The following is a 15063-nucleotide window of genomic DNA, read 5'->3' as shown; positions in this document are numbered from 1 at the left end:
TGACCCTAGTGGCCGAGCAGCAGATCACCCACCGCACGCGCCCGCACCCGGCTCGCGTTTCCCGGCAGGTACGCCAGCGGGATCTCCTCGACCTCGACGATCCGCACGCTGTCGGCCTTCGCGCCCGCCGCCACCGCCTTGTCCACGGCCTCCTGCCGGGCCGCGTCGAGCACCTCGTCGCGCCGCCTCGGTTCCATCGTGAACACCCGGTCGACCTCGCCGCCGACCTGCGCGATCGCGGCGCCGATGGCGTTGGCGAAGGCGTGGTGGTCGGGCCGGACGACCTCGCTGACGCCCTCGATCCCGTCCGGCACGAGGACGCTGCCGCCGCCGACCAGCACGACGGGCAACGGCGCCGGGCTCGTGCGCATGCGGTCGACCTGCGTGGCGATCCGGCCGCGGACGTGGTCGAGCACCGACCGCACGAGCGTGCGGTCGAGGTGGCGCACCAGTGTCGCGTCGCCGATGTCGGCGAGGCCCGCCGCGACCGCGACGTCCGTCGCCGTGAGCGTGTCGCCGCCGAACACCAGGGCCTGCCGGGACAGGCGGAATCCGACGCTGTCCGGCCCCACCTGCACGTTGCCCTGCTCCTGCCGCACGACGCTGCCGCCACCGAGGCCGACGGACAGCACGTCGGGCATCCGGAAGTTGGTGCGCACGCCGCTGATGAGCACCTCGGACGAGGCCTCGCGCGGGAAGCCGTTGTGCAGCATGCCGATGTCCGTCGTGGTGCCGCCGATGTCGATCACCGCGCAGTCGTCCATCCCGGACAGGAACGCACCGCCGCGCATGGAGTTCGTCGGCCCGGAGGCGAACGTGGCGACCGGGTGGCTGCGCGCGTACTCCAGGTCCATCAGCGTGCCGTCGTTCTGGCTGAGGAAGAGCGGAGCGTCGATGCCCTGTGCCGTCAGGGATTCCGCGAGTCCGTCGGCGATCTGCTCGGCGAGCACGCGCAGCGCGGCGTTGATGATCGTCGCGTTCTCCCGCTCCAGCAGGCCGAGCCGCCCGATCTCGTGCGAGAAGCTCACCAGCAGGCCCGGCACCTCGGCCGTGAGGATCTCCGCTGCCCGGCGTTCGAAATCGCTGCTGACCAACGAGAACACCGACGAGATGGCGACCGACTGCACGCCCTTGGCCGCGATGTCGGCGGCGACGGCACGCAGCTCGTCCTCGTCGAGCGGCGAGATGACCCTGCCGTCGTACTCGTGGCCGCCGTGACACAGGTACGCGTGCCCGCCGATGGCCTGCCGCAGCTGCTCTGGCCAGTCGACGAACGGCGGAAGTGCCGTGGTGGCGGGAAGTCCGAGTCGCACCGCAGCCGTCCGCGCGAGCCCGCGGCCCTCCACGACGGCGTTGACGAAGTGCGTCGTGCCGATCATGACCGCTGTGATGGCCGTCCGGTCGAACGCGAGCCCGCTGACCGCCTCGATGATCCCTGTGGTCACGTCGGCCGTGGTCGTCGCCTTGCACTCGGCCAGCACCCGGCGGCCCTCGACGAGAACGGCATCGGTGTTCGTGCCGCCGACGTCGATACCGATGTGCATGTGCACCCCTCAGGCGGCCGTCGCTTCCCCGACCACCTTACGGTTGGTGGCTCGTCGCGTGCGCATCCTCAAGAGGTCCAACCGCCCAGCGGACACGTACAGCGCGAACGCGAGCACGAGAGAGTTCACGCTGGACTGCCCGAACGGCAACAGCTCACCCACGATGGCCGCGCCCGGCCAGACGACCACGGTGACGGGCACCCACGAAGGCGCCGACCGCGGCACGTGCGGCCGCGTGGAGATGATCTCGTTGCGCCACCGCCGCACGACGTAGTACTCGGCGACCATGATCCCGGCGACGGGCGGGAACACCACGCCCAGCAACACCAGGAAGTGGCTGAACTGGTGCACGATCCCCGCCGCCGCGAGGAAGCTGCCCGCGCACCCGACCATGATCGTCACCTGCGCCCGGCTGATCCTCACCGCGAACACGGCGTCGACGAGGTTCACGATCCCGAGCGAGGCGGAGTAGAGGTTCCAGTCGTTGATCTTCAAGACCGCCGTGACCACGATCAGCGCGCCGATCCACCCGCCGGACGAACTGATGACGCCCATGACGTCGGTCGTGCCGACCCCGCGCGCGAGCACCACCCCGGCCAGGCTGATGACCCACTCGCCGAGCGTGATCCCCAGAACGGTCTGCTTGACGACGTCCCACTCGTTGCGGTTGAAGCGCGTCATGTCCGGCGCGATCGCCGCGCCCACGATGAAACTGCCGGTGACCAGCGTGATCGCGGTCAGCATCCCGATCGCCGGCCCCGGCGCCGGCCCGGAGATGGCCGCACCGACATCGTTGACGTTGGTCAGCACGAGCCAGAGAAGCAGGGCCAGAAACGCGGGCACCGCGACGTACGAGGTCCACGCCATCCACCGCACCCCATAGGCAGCGATGACCGTGACAACGATGCCGAAGAGCAACGACCACACCGGCGCCGGCAACACCCCGGCCACCCCGGCGAGCGTCGCCCCGGCCAGCCCCGTCTGCACCCCGAACCACCCGGTGCACGACAGGGCGATGATCAGCCCGAGCACCGCCGACCCGGCGTGCCCGAAGCCCGTCCACCGCGTGAGGATGGCCGTGGAAAGCCCTTCCCGCTGCCCGATGACACCAACGGTGATCGCCACGACGTTGAGGAGCACTGCCCCGATCGTGAGCGCGATGAACGCGTCCCAGAACGTCATGCCGAAGCCGAGGGTCGCGCCCAGCAGCAACTGACTCAGCGCGGTCGTCTGTCCGAAGCGCTGGGTCGCGACCGACAACCAAGGGTGCCGCGCCTGGTCAGGGACACGACTGAGGGCCTGATCATCGCGCCCGAGAAGAGCGGTCATGATCATCCCTCCGCCCTGTGATCGACAACCCGGACAGTAATAGCCGAGCCACGATCGAGCTACAGACACTCTGCACAGTCGGATGAATCACCACGTTGCGATTCGCACAGGCCACCGCTAATTCATCGCCAGCGCAATCCGCCTGCGCGCCACCAGCCGAGTCTGATGCACGTCCATGCTCACCCCGAGCCCAGGCCGCCGCTCAAACCGGTCGTAGCTGCGGCTGAGCAGCCAGTGAGCCGCCACCGGGGTGATCAGCTCCAACCGCATCTCCTCCCTCAGCCGAGCCAGCGTCTCCTCGACCTGCCGGGTGAGAAACGCGTGCCGCGTGAGGCTGCCGCTGATTTCGTCGATCATGAAAACCATCGCGTGCGGCGACTCCCCGTACGAATAACTGCACAGCAGTGCCAGATATCCCGCGTCGATCGACCGGTCACCAATCCAGCATTCCCCAAATGAGAGCGCTCCCAGATCCCACCGGGGTTCGGCCTGATGCCGAGCAGCCTCCTGCGCCCACACCCCGGCCCGCCCAGGAAGCAGATGCCCGAGCGCCGTCAGCAGCGCCGCACTGCGCCGGCTCGGCACCTCCTCCAGATGCCGGACGACGACCTCCCACAACTCCTCGTTGTCGGCGAACGGCCCCGCGAACGAGCTGACCTGCAGCTCGACCTCCAGCGGATCGGTCAGCTGCGGCAACGGGCGCCCGGCGTCCACCACCGCCTGCTGCATGGGGGTCAGCCTCGTCCGCATGGCGGGAGATTAGGCCGAACAGCCCAACGTGACCCGTTCGTCGATCAACGCCACCACGCGGATCACCCCATCGTGATCACCGAACGCAGCCCGTCCACGAGCAGGTCGCCCGGTACCTCGAACTGAACTCCGCCCTGCGCGGTCACCAGCACCGTGACCGGCGACTCCAGCGCGTCCACGACCACGGCCAGCTCCACCCCGCGAAACCAGTGCCAATGCGGTGGCCAGTCACGCGGCCGCGCTCGTTCCGACGCGAACACGTCCACGACGTCCCCGCGCATGACGAGATGCTTTCTCGGTTCGCGAGCGGGATCGGCGGGCAGCACGAGTTCGGCCGCCAGCACCGCGTCGACCAGTTCCGCCTTGTCCGCGTACCCGCGGTGCACGAGATACATCAACGACTCGAGGTCGTTCTCGAAGGTGATCTCACGCGCCTGATATCGGGAATTCGGCACGTACTGATCAGTGATCTCGCCCCGCTCGTCCACGAGGTAACGCCCGACAACCGCCTCGGTGGAGACGCCGTCGTGAGCTGGATCGACCACGTGCAACCAGCTGTTGGGCACGCGACGAGCGCGTTCCCGCATCTCCCGAGTGATGAGCGGCTTCACCATGCACGCATTGTGGCGAACCGTGCGCGCAGAGTTCGCACAAATGCGATCATTCGATCGTGACCGATCCGCACGCGTTCCTCGCGAACTTCGAACTGCGCCTGCACCAGGCCCAGGAACAAGCGAACGCCATCCAGACGGCGTTCCGCGAATCCCGCACCGAGGCCCAGAGCCCTGACGGCTCGGTCATCGTCACCGTGGGCTCCGGCGGCCGAATCGAGTCACTCCAGCTCACCCCACGTGCCGACGACCTCGGCCACACCGCCCTGGGCCGCACCATCATGGACACCATCCGCCGCGCCCAGGTCGAGGCCGCCCGCAAGATCGAGGACACGATGCGCCCGATCCTCGGCGACGGCGAGGGCATGGCCTTCCTGCGCGAACAGGTCGACCGGGGCATCGCCGTGATCGACCCGGCGGGCACCGTGGAGGAACCGAAGCCGGCACCAGGTCGTCCCGCACCACCTCGGGGCGATGACGACGACTTCGGCGGGAACTCGATGCTGCGATGACGGGCTTCGCGGCGCAGTCCGGGGCCATCGCGGCCCACGGCAAGCAGATCGTCGGCCGGCTCTCGCCGTCCCTGCAGGAGGTCGCCTCCGCCTCCCAGGTGAGCTTGGGCCCCAACGTGATGGGCGAGCTCTGCCAAGCGTGGTCGTGGATCTTCGACGACGAACTGGACAAGGCGAAGTTGCTCCTCGCCGAACTGCCCAAGGCGTTCGAGGCCACCGGCGACGACCTCTGCTCCACCGCAGAGACCTACCAGCAGACCGAGGACGGCAACCGCGCCTCCCTGCGGGGGATGAACCGATGAGCAATCCGTTGATCGCCAAGGAACAGGACGACAAGAAGTGGTTTACCGGCGCCGGCTTCGCCGACACCGGCGAGGACCTGGTCAAGCCGTTCATCGAGGGCAAGGACATCGACCCGGTCGCCCTCGGCATCGACGGCGCCGCGATGGTCCTCGACGTCGCAGGTCTCCTCACCGACCCGCTCGGCACGCTCGCCTCGTCCGTCGTCGGCTGGATCATCGAGAACGTCGGCTTCATCCGCGAACCCTTCGACAAGCTCGCAGGTGACCCTCCCGCCATCGAGGCGGTCGGCACGACCTGGGAGAACATCGCCAAACGCCTGAACGACGAGGCCACAGCCTACGAGAACCAGGCGAAGTCGCTCGCGGACTGGACCGGCGACGCCGCCGACGCGTACCGAACCCGGTGCAGCAGTCTGGTCGCACAACTGCAGGGTTCTTCCGCCGCGGCTTCCTCTGCGGCGAACAAGATCAAGGTGGCCGGCGCGGTCGTCGCCGCCACCAGGGCGTTGATCCGCGACCTGCTGGCCGACCTCGCGGGAACCCTGCTGATGTGGGGCATTCCGGCCGCCGCGTCGGCCATTCCCACGGCCGGCGCCTCGATCGCCGCGTTCATCACGCGCGCCGTGACGAAGGCCGTCGAGATCGGCACCAAGATCGCGAGGTTCGTCGCCAAGCTGTTCAAAGCGCTGGACAAGCTCGGATCCCTCGCGAAGAAGGCCGGCGAGGCGATGCGCAAGCAGGCCGACGACCTGGCCGCGCTGAGCCGGCAGATGCCGAACAGCCGCTACGGCAACCAGCGCGCGGCAGAACTGGCGTCCGACTCCGCGACGAGGGTGTCCAGGGCGGACACGCTCGACAACGTCGGCGAGGGACTCGGCAACGCGAGCAGGCGGATCCAGGACGGCGTCGACAACGCGATGAACAAGGTCGACGACTTCGCCCAGCGCACGACCCGGAAAGTCGACGACTGGGCGAACCGCGTGAAGGAGAACGGTTCCGCGCGCAAGCAGAAGGTCAAGGACTTCTACGAAAAGATGAACCAGCCGCCGCTCACCACGCGCAGCGAGAACATGGGCGACCCCGGCCACGCGGCCGGTCGTGCGGCGGACCGCGTGGATTCGCCCATGGGCAAGGGCGTGCTCGACGGCCAGAACTGGGTGCGTGCCGTGGCCAGCCGGGACATCAGCCACCTGATGCCGAACTACGGCGACCTGGTCCACCCGGCGAAGGAACTGGGAAAAGAGCTGAACAAGACGTTGCGTGGCGACGATGAGCAGGACTCCAAGGACAACCGATGACCAAGCGGATCACCCTCGCCGTGGTCCTCTGGATCGTGGCCCTCTACATCGCCCAAGCGGGCCCCCAGCTCTTCGGAGGTGAGGCAGGCTCAGGTGGAGAGCCGAAGGGCTACGCGGAGAACATCTCCTGTTCCAGAAACTGGTGGGCCTTCGGAGCGCTCTGGCACTGCAACGCCACCATCGTCTCCAACGACGGCGAACGTGTTCCCTACAGCAGCAAGAACTCCTCTCTGACTCCCGCTGACGTCGGCACGCGCGTCCCCATGACCAACAACCGGGTGTCGTTCTCGAGGTCCTACCAGCCAAGTGTGGAATGGGCCAGCGTCGAACGCCGCGAACCCCGCAAGGGCCTCGTGGTCCTCTGCCTCATGGGTGTACCGGCAGTCGCGCTCTTCATCACGTTCCGCATGTTCCGCGACAAGAAGCCGGTGGCGTGAAAACATCATCAGCGCTGGCCGGCCCTCGCCTGGTTCACCCTGTGCGCGTAGGGCGCCGCGTTCCTCCTGCTGTTCTAAGAGGACCACGGCCCTCGAGGCGCCGCGGTCGCCCGCGCCGAGAACATCCAATGCGAGCGCAACTGGCTCCTCCTGGGCACCCGCTGGAACTGCAGCACGATCGTCACCGGCACCTACGGCATGCAGATGCGGTTCACCAGCGGCTCTTCCCTGCTCACCCCGGCCGACATGTCGGTCCCATGCAACGCCTGGACCCGCTCGACTTCGTTCCGGCCCGCGAGTCATTCACCCCTGCCCGTGGCCGACCATGGGCGCCGTCGTGCTGATCGACGTCGGCCTTCTCGGCACCGGCATCTGGTGGCAGAACAGCCGTTCGCACCGCGAGCCGAAGTGCGCCGCCTCCGCAGGTGAGCCCACTGGTACGTCGGAGCGGGTCTGCTCGCCCTCGCCGGGGCTCACTTCACCTACGGCCTGTTGATCGCCGCCCGCCCCGGACACCGGCGGGACCCCGAGACGCAGGAGTACCTGCGGACGATGTCCGGTTGACGCGTACCTGGATTCCGTCACGGGAATCCGCGGCCCGCCCTGTCACCCGAAAGCCCTACAACGCCAGCTACGGTGGCACAGGTGACGACGTTCCCACCGGTGCCCGCGGACCTGTTCCGCTTCACCACGACCGCCCACGCGGAGCTGCACACTGCGGTGATGCGCGTGTTCGGGGTGGCGAACGAGCGCCTGCAGACCGTCCTCACGGCCGATGACGTGCAGCAACGGCTGAGGAACGTCGGCTGGTCCGAGCAAGTGACGGACGACGAGCTCCAGTCGTCCCTCAACTCTCTGCGTGGCTGGGGCCTGCTGGACGCGGCGCAGCACCGCTACGGGCTCACCAGGCTCGGCGAGGCCGCGTGCGCCGGCCTCAAGCACGCGCTCGACACGCTCAGCGGCAACGGTTCGCTGCAGACCGCGGTGCTCGACGCGATCGCGGCCCACCTCGACGACCTGGCCAAGCCGCTGGACGACCGCGGTGCCTTCACGGCGCTCACCCAACTCGAAGGGCACCTCGACGCCTTCGAGACCGGCACGACGCGGTTCAACGCCGACCTGCAGAGACTCCTGAGGGACGAGCAGACCGACCTCGCCACGTTCCAGGACGTCAAGCGCACGACGATCACCTACCTGCGTGACTTCATCGCGGACCTGGACGCGCGCAAGCAGAGGATCCGCGAGGCCATCGCGGGCATCGATGCGACTGAGCTGCACGAACGCGCGCGCAACGGTGCCGGGCTCCACCAGAGCGACGAGCTGTGGCTTCGGCAGCGCAAAGAGCGTTGGAGCAACCTCAAGAGCTGGTTTCACGACAACCCGCCGCGCGTCGACGAGCTGCAGGACGTGTCGCGCAAGGCGATCGTGCAGTTGCTGCGGGTGCTGGACCGGATCAGCGAGCAGCGCAAGAAGCCGACGAACACCGCGGCCGACTTAAGGGCGCTCGCCCGGTGGTTCGCGCGGACCGAGACCGAGGACGAGGCGCACGAGCTGTTCAACGCCGCGTTCGGGCTGTGGCCGGCCAGGCACGCGCACCTCGCGCACGCCGACGGTGAGCTGTTGCCGAGCGGCGAGGCGTGGCACAACACGCCTCCGGTGCCCGTGTCGCCGCAGCTGCGCGCGACCGGCAAGCAGGAGCACATCGGTGCCACCGGCAAGGTCCGCAACGTCGACGAGGTGCGCCGCAACCGCCGTGAGCAGGCGGAGAAGGAACGCGCTGAGCTCGAGTACGCGTGGTCGCAGATCCAGACCGACGGCGCGATCCGGATCTCCACGCTCACCAACCTCGACCACGACACGTTCCACCGGCTGATCGACCTGGTCGGCAGGGCGCTGGGCAGCGATCCGGACAGCACCGGCACGCGCACGGCCGGCACCAGCGACGGGCGGATGCAGATCAACCTGCGCAACGCGCGCGGCTGGGCGACCATGACCACCCAGAAGGGCACGCTGAGCGGGCCCGACTACGTGATCGACGTGCAGAGCCGATGAGCCGCCCTGGGAACCAGCTCGCACGGCTGGAGAGCGAAGAGGTGGCGCGTGGCGTTCGTCTGCTGCTCGCGCGTCCGTTGATGACCGCGACGCAGGACCACGACGGCTTCGACCTCATCAGAAGGCGCCGCGAGCCGATCACGAAGTGGTTCGACTACTACTGCGGCTGGCGTGTGATCGTCGAGCCGCGCGCCGGATACGCGCGCCTCTTCAAGGTGACGCAACGGCCCGACCGCACGCGGCCCGCTTTCGACCGGCGGCGCTACACGCTGCTGTGCCTCGTGTGCGCGGAGCTGCTGGCGACGCCGGTGAGCACGCTCGACGAGCTGACGACCCGCACGAAGCAGGCCGCCGCCGAGGACGGCCTGACGTTCGACCCGGCCAGGCGCAGCGACCGCAACGCGTTCAACGACGTCCTGACGTTCCTCGAAGAGAACGGCGCCGTCGAGACCGGCGAGCACGTCCGCGCGGACCCGACGCTCATCACTCGCCTGCTGGCCGCGCCGGCGCCACCCTCCACAGTGGACACGATCGCCGGACTGACCCGCGAGACCCGCTACGACACCGCGCACCGCAGCCTGTGGCAACGGCACTCCGTGATGCGTCGGCTCATCGACGATCCGGTGCTCTACAAGGAAGATCTGACCGCGAGCCAGCTCGCGTTCCTGACGTCCCCCTCCGGGCGCAAGGTCGTCCAGACGGGCATCCGGCTCGCCGGGTGCACTCTGGAGGAACGCGCCGAGGGTTATCTCGTGGTCGACGCCGACGCGATCGCCACGGACACGAGGTTCCCGGACGACGACAACCACGCGAAGGTCGCCGCTTTGCTGTTGCTCGACCGGTTGGCAGAGGGTCCGGCCACCACGGAGGACCTGGCCGAAGAAGTACGCGAGCTGCTCACGAAGTTCCGCACCTGGGCCAAGGCCTACCAGTCGGACGGTGGCGCGGGCAGGCTCGCGGCGGACGCGCTCGAACTGCTGGCGGCGTTCGGGCTCGTGCGCACGGAGAACGGCACCGTTCACAGGCTGCCCGCCGCAGCCAGGTACGCGGTCGAGGAGCTCAATGACTGACCGGTGGCAACCGAGCCGCGCCGGCATCATCAACGTCTGGCGCTACTACGACGAGATCTTCTCGTTCTACCAGGGCAGACTGCTGCTGCGAGGTCCCAACGGCACGGGCAAGTCGAAGGCGCTCGAGCTGCTGCTGCCATACCTGTTCGACGCGAACCTGCGTCCGCACCGGCTGTCGACGTTCGGCAGTGCGGACCGCACGATGCACTGGAACCTCATGGGCGAGGGCAACCAGGGCAGCACGCGCGTCGGGTACGTGTGGCTGGAGTTCCAGCAGGGCGAGCAGTGGTTCACGTGCGGTGCGCGGCTCCAGGCCACCACGAACACGACGAACGTCATCGCCACGTACTTCACGACGTCGCTCAGGATCGGTGATCTGGCGCTGGTGAACGAGGCCGGGCGCCCGTTGACCAAGACCGATCTCATCGCCGCGATCGGTGACCATGGCGTCGTGCACGCCTCACCGGCCGATTACCGCCACACGGTGCGGACGACGTTGTTCCCCGGCGTGAGCGAGCAACGGTACGACTCGCTGATCACCGCGCTGTTGCAGCTGCGCACTCCGAAACTGTCCGAGCGGCTCGACCCGAGCGTGCTGTCCTCGTTGCTGTCCAAGGCACTTCCGCCGCTGGACCAGTCCGACCTGACCGAGATCGCCGAGGGGTTCGAACGACTCGACCGCCAGCGCGAGGACCTGCGGCGGCTCGACGAGGAGATCACCACCGCCGAACGGCTCGCGGACGTGCAGCGCGTCTACGCCCAGCGCGTTCTCGGTGTGGCCGCACGGGCGCTGGAGTCCGCGACCGAACAGCTCGAGGATCTGACGCGGGCCGCGCGGATGAGCGAACGCCGCTACCAGCGGCAGATCACGCTGACCGACGAGGCGTTCGACCAGCTCGCGGCGCTCGGACGTGAGGCGAGCGCGGTCGACGCGGAGATCTCCGGCATCTCCGACCTGCCCGCGTACCAGGAGGGCAAGCAGCTCGACCTGTTGCGGCAGCAGCTTTCCGCCGCGAACCTGCGCGCTTCGGAGGCCGCCGCGCACGCCGTGAAACTCCGCGCGCGTGCCGTTGCCGACGAGGAACGGGCGGAGCAGGCCAAGTCCGATGCGGCCGCACGCGCCGATGAGCTTCGACGCTCCGCGGTGATCGCACGGGAAGCCGCCGAGCACGCGGGCATGCCGTCGGTGTTCGAGGAGATCGAGACGCACGCCGACGCGCGGTCGGGCCGTCAGCTGCTCACCGCCGCCATCGAGTCCCGGTCCACCGAGATCAACTCGATCAGTCGTGCCGTCGCCGCGCACGAGAGAGCAGTCGACGCACGGAATGCCGCACGCCAACGGCTTGAGGAGACGCGTGACGAGCTCGACCTCGCCACGGAAGCGGAAGCCGCGGCGCAGCGGACGTTCGAGCAAGCGTTTGCGAAGTTCCGTGCGGACTTCGACACGTGGGCGCACGGCTGTTCCGAGCTGAACGTCTCCGAGCACGGTGAGGTCGTTGAGGCCGCAGCACGCGCTCGGGAGGAGTTCAGCCGCATCGAGGCGCGTCTGGAGGAGACGCGCACGGCGTTGAACGGCCAGCTCTCGCAGTACAACTCCATCCGCGAGAAGCTCGCCAATCAGGTCGATGTACCGCCGCCCGCGCCGTACACGCGTGACGACGAGTACCGCTCTCATGCCGTGGGCGCCCCTCTGTGGCGTCTGGTCGACTTCCGTCCTGGCACGCCACTTCCCGTGCGTGGCGCGGTCGAGGCGGCGCTGGAGGCCTCGGGCCTGCTCGACGCGTGGATCACGCCGGACAACTCGTTCGGCACGACCGACCGGGACCGTTTCGCCGAACCGTCGCTGGCACCTCCCGCTCCCGGCTACACCCTGCTGGAGGTGCTCGTCACCGACGACGAGCGCTGTCGCCGGTTCCTGGAGAGCGTCGCGTTCGGCGACACGGCCACCGGTCACGCCGTCGCGATCGGCGCGGACGGGACGTGGCGCCTGGCCAACGCGCACGGCCGCTGGACCAAGGACTTCCCCACCTACATCGGTGCGGACGCGCGCAAACGGGCCCGTGCGGGCCGGATCGCCGAACTGACCGGCCTGATCGAGCAGCTCGCCACAGATCTGTCCGGTGTGGACGCGGCGCTGAACCAGATCGCCGTGCGCCGCGCCACGCTGGTCGGTGAACTGGCCAGGCAGCCTTCGACCGACCCGACCGACATCGCCGAAGAGCAGCGGACGAAGGCACAGTTGCGTTGCGCGGCGAGGAAGGATGCCGTCGCGGCCGCAGCCCGGCGTGTGGCCGAGGCCGAGGCCGTCGTCGCCCAGCACACCGCCACCGCCGACGTCCCGGACGCGGACGCGCTGGCGGCGTTCGCCACCGCGGCCCACCGCTGGCTGGACGACCGCCACGACGCGTTCGCCACCGAAGCGCTGTCAGTCGAGGCCGGCAACCGCGCCTCGACGAGCAGCGCGCTGGCCGACGAGGCCGAGGAGACGACGGCCGCCCGCCAGCAGGAGGCCGCCGACCTCGCCATCACGCTGGAGACCGTCGAACGTGCCGCGGGCTCCGAGTTCCAGGCCCTGGACCAGCAGCTCATCTCGTTGCGCGCCAAGGCTCTCGCACTGGCCGAGGAACGCGAGCTGCTGCAGGACAAGCAGACGGGCCTGGCGCGCACACTCGGCACGTTGGAGGAGAAGCGCAAGGGCGACACCGCACGCGCCGCGGAAGCCGCCGTCGTGCACGAGGCGGCCGAAGCGCGCTACCGGCACCTGACCAGCGGTCACCTGCCCGCAGACGCCGGTGAGGTGCCCGACGAACCGGTGGACCCGCGCCTGATCCGCGACTCCGAGTCCCGTCTCGGTGCCGCCGTGCACCAGGCACAGCACCAGCTGGCCGGACGCATCGATCTGTCGCTCGACCCCGACGACGACGTCACGGTCCTGACCGCGACGCTGGACGGCGCGCGCATGGGTGCGCAGGCGCTGCTTCAGACCTTGCAGGCCGAACGCGACCGCGTGCGCACGCACATCACGGACGTCGAACGGGACCTCTTCGACCAGACCCTCACCGGCGACACGCGCAGGCACATCGCCCAACGCATCCAAGGCGCCTCCGAGCTGGTCACCACGATGAACCAGCGATTGGAGCGCGTCCAAACCGCGTCCGGCATCCGCGTGCAGCTCGACTGGCAGGTCGATCCCCAGCTACCGCCGGGCACCAGAGAGGCCCGCGACCTCCTGCTGCGATCGGACCTGAACGACGACGAACGCGAGCTGCTGCACCAGTTCTTCCGTGAGCGCGTGGAAGAAGCACGCGCACATGACTCCGCGACGGGCTGGGAACAACAACTCGCCCAGGTGCTCGACTACACGACGTGGCACCAGTTCGTCGTGAAGGTGGACAGGGGCGAAGGCTGGGTCCCGGTCACCAAACGGGTGCACGGCGCGCTGTCCGGCGGCGAGAAGGCCATCGTGCTGCACCTCCCGCTGTTCGCCGCGGCGGCCGCGCACTACCACGCCACGCCGACCGCACCCCGCCTGATCCTGCTGGACGAGGTCTTCGTCGGCGTCGACGCGACCAACCGCGGCCAGCTGCTGGAACTGCTGGTCAACTTCGACCTCGACCTGGTGCTCACGTCGGACCACGAGTGGTGCGACTACCGGGAGCTCACCGGCATCGCCATCCACCAGCTCACGACCGGCACCGACGGCGACGACGCCGTGACGACCGTGCGCTTCACGTGGGACGGGCACAGCCTCACGGCCGATGACTAACTTCCGAGCAGTGCGAGCAGTTCGCGTTGCGCGGAAGTGAGCGGGAACGACGGGTTGCGCCGCGGGTAGATCTCCGCGGCGTCCCACAGTTCCGTGCGCACGCTGGTCTGAGTGCCGATCTTGACGCCACGTGACCGGAGGTCGGCCACCACGGCCGCCGCGTCGAACAGGTAGACCGCGTCGACGACCAACGGCCTGGTCGTGCCACGGGAACTGGCCGGCTCGGCTTTCGGCCCGGCCAGCACGAGGTAGACGTCCGGTCCCTGCTCCTTCATGTCCAGCAGGCCTTCCCGCTTCGTGTACCACCGGACGCCCACGGTCCGGCCGTCGCCGAGCCTGCCGTCGCTGACGCCGAAGACCTGCGCCGCGATCCACGCGCCGAGGTGCCCGGTCAACGCGGGCCGCCCGATGCACGCCGACAGTTCGGCGTCGATGCGGTTGCGTTCCTGGATGAGCGCGGCCACCCGGTCCATCGTGCTCATGCCGACCCGCTCAACTGCCCGAGCAGACCGGCGACGTCCACGCCGAGCAACGACGCGACCAGCCGCAGGTCCGCCTCCTCGTCCGCGGTCACCCGGCCGTCCTCCCAGGCGGCGTCGGCGAGCGCGGCGAGGTAGCCGCGGTGCAGCTCCATCACCTGCGGCAGGCCGAGATCGAGCGCGCGGGCCACTTCGAGCAACTCTTCCTGTTCCTCCAGCGTCAGGTGCCGGTCGACCAGCGCCCGGTCGAGCACGTCGAGGTACTCGTCGCCCGACGCGGTCTCCACCCGAGGCAGCAGCCGCACGAGCTTCGACAGGAAGTGCTGTTCGGCTCCGTGGGGGTGACTGCGCTGCACGGCGAACGCGTTCAGGGTTCGCGGCACCGTCAGGCGCACCGGCTCCACGTCCCCGACGCGGTCCAGGCAACGCGCCAGCAGCCCCGCGGACGCCCGCGCGTCGTGCAGCGCGGAGTGCGCGGTGCCCATCGGCACGCCGGCCACCTCGCAGCACGCGGCGAGCGACCGTGACGTGGCACCGAGATACCGGCCGGCGAGGTTCATCGTGCAGAGCCCCTCCGCGAAGAGCTCGTGGCCGAGCCTCGCGAACTCGGCTCGCAGGAACCGCAGGTCGAACGACAGGTTGTGCGCGACGAGCACCCGTCCCGACAGCCTCGCGGCGAGCTCACCGGCGATACCGGCGAACTCGGGCGCGCGCCGGGCGTCCGCGGCGCTGATGCCGTGCACGTGCTGGGCGCCGAGGTCGCGGCGCGGGTTGACCAGCGTGCACCACTCGTCCACCCGGCGGCCGGACGCGTCGAGGTGCACGACGGCCACCTCACTCACCCGGTGGTGCTGACCAGGTGAAAGTCCGGTGGTCTCGACGTCGACGACCGCGTACCCGTTGCTCATGCCGG

At 69.1% G+C, this 15063-nt stretch carries 14 protein-coding genes; 7 read left to right on the top strand and 7 right to left on the bottom strand.

What is annotated here, in order from left to right:
* Positions 1 to 5: 5 nt before the first annotated feature.
* The 4 genes from SK854_RS28365 to SK854_RS28350 all read right to left on the bottom strand — a co-directional run bounded on the left by SK854_RS28365 (position 6) and on the right by SK854_RS28350 (position 4237).
* The gene (locus SK854_RS28365; protein WP_319978155.1) at positions 6 to 1544 is read right to left on the bottom strand and encodes a hydantoinase/oxoprolinase family protein; all 1539 of its coding nucleotides are present in this window, start codon (positions 1542 to 1544) and stop codon (positions 6 to 8) included.
* A 9-nt stretch (positions 1545 to 1553) separates the two neighbouring features.
* Positions 1554 to 2873 (bottom strand): purine-cytosine permease family protein, encoded by a 1320-nt coding sequence (locus tag SK854_RS28360; protein WP_319978154.1) that lies wholly within the window; start codon positions 2871 to 2873, stop codon positions 1554 to 1556.
* A 117-nt stretch (positions 2874 to 2990) separates the two neighbouring features.
* Entirely contained in the window at positions 2991 to 3602 is a 612-nt protein-coding gene (locus SK854_RS28355; protein ID WP_319978153.1) for a hypothetical protein, read from the bottom strand.
* A gap of 83 nt (positions 3603 to 3685) precedes the next feature.
* A complete protein-coding gene (locus SK854_RS28350; protein WP_319978152.1) occupies positions 3686 to 4237 on the bottom strand; it encodes a hypothetical protein in 552 nt (183 codons plus the stop codon).
* Between the two features lie 56 nt (positions 4238 to 4293).
* Between SK854_RS28350 and SK854_RS28345 the strand changes: the two genes are divergently transcribed.
* From SK854_RS28345 to SK854_RS28330, 4 genes are read left to right on the top strand one after another with little or no spacing between them, the layout of a single operon-like run.
* Positions 4294 to 4746, top strand: a complete 453-nt coding sequence (locus SK854_RS28345) for a YbaB/EbfC family nucleoid-associated protein (protein WP_319978151.1) — start codon at positions 4294 to 4296, stop codon at positions 4744 to 4746.
* Positions 4743 to 5048 carry a hypothetical protein gene (locus SK854_RS28340; protein WP_319978150.1) on the top strand — a complete coding sequence of 102 codons (306 nt, stop codon included), beginning with the start codon at positions 4743 to 4745 and terminating at the stop codon, positions 5046 to 5048. Before SK854_RS28345 ends, SK854_RS28340 begins: the two co-directional genes overlap by 4 nt.
* On the top strand, positions 5045 to 6346 hold the full coding sequence (locus tag SK854_RS28335) for a WXG100 family type VII secretion target (RefSeq protein ID WP_319978149.1): 1302 nt from the start codon (positions 5045 to 5047) through the stop codon (positions 6344 to 6346). The genes SK854_RS28340 and SK854_RS28335 overlap by 4 nt, the downstream gene beginning before the upstream one ends.
* Complete coding sequence (locus SK854_RS28330) at positions 6343 to 6783, top strand: DUF6346 domain-containing protein (RefSeq protein ID WP_319978147.1); 441 nt, start codon at positions 6343 to 6345, stop codon at positions 6781 to 6783. The genes SK854_RS28335 and SK854_RS28330 overlap by 4 nt, the downstream gene beginning before the upstream one ends.
* A gap of 303 nt (positions 6784 to 7086) precedes the next feature.
* Here SK854_RS28330 and SK854_RS28325 read toward each other — a convergent pair whose 3' ends face one another.
* Positions 7087 to 7260 (bottom strand): hypothetical protein, encoded by a 174-nt coding sequence (locus SK854_RS28325; RefSeq protein ID WP_319978146.1) that lies wholly within the window; start codon positions 7258 to 7260, stop codon positions 7087 to 7089.
* Positions 7261 to 7428: 168 nt separating this feature from the next.
* Between SK854_RS28325 and SK854_RS28320 the strand changes: the two genes are divergently transcribed.
* From SK854_RS28320 to SK854_RS28310, 3 genes are read left to right on the top strand one after another with little or no spacing between them, the layout of a single operon-like run.
* The gene (locus SK854_RS28320) at positions 7429 to 8835 is read left to right on the top strand and encodes a TIGR02677 family protein (RefSeq protein WP_319978145.1); all 1407 of its coding nucleotides are present in this window, start codon (positions 7429 to 7431) and stop codon (positions 8833 to 8835) included.
* Positions 8832 to 9905, top strand: a complete 1074-nt coding sequence (locus SK854_RS28315) for a TIGR02678 family protein (protein ID WP_319978144.1) — start codon at positions 8832 to 8834, stop codon at positions 9903 to 9905. The genes SK854_RS28320 and SK854_RS28315 overlap by 4 nt, the downstream gene beginning before the upstream one ends.
* Complete coding sequence (locus tag SK854_RS28310; protein ID WP_319978143.1) at positions 9898 to 13671, top strand: TIGR02680 family protein; 3774 nt, start codon at positions 9898 to 9900, stop codon at positions 13669 to 13671. The genes SK854_RS28315 and SK854_RS28310 overlap by 8 nt, the downstream gene beginning before the upstream one ends.
* Here the strand turns inward: SK854_RS28310 and SK854_RS28305 are convergent.
* Positions 13668 to 14153 (bottom strand): hypothetical protein, encoded by a 486-nt coding sequence (locus SK854_RS28305; protein WP_319978142.1) that lies wholly within the window; start codon positions 14151 to 14153, stop codon positions 13668 to 13670. The two genes, SK854_RS28310 and SK854_RS28305, sit on opposite strands and share 4 nt — an antisense overlap.
* Entirely contained in the window at positions 14150 to 15058 is a 909-nt protein-coding gene (locus tag SK854_RS28300) for a 3'-5' exonuclease (RefSeq protein ID WP_319978141.1), read from the bottom strand. The genes SK854_RS28305 and SK854_RS28300 overlap by 4 nt, the downstream gene beginning before the upstream one ends.
* Positions 15059 to 15063 lie beyond the last annotated feature (5 nt).

The organism is Lentzea sokolovensis (genome assembly GCF_033949975.1).
GTDB classification, from domain to species: domain Bacteria; phylum Actinomycetota; class Actinomycetes; order Mycobacteriales; family Pseudonocardiaceae; genus Lentzea; species Lentzea sokolovensis.
Note: the sequence above shows the minus strand (reverse complement) of the source record. Positions and strands in the feature narration are given on the sequence as shown.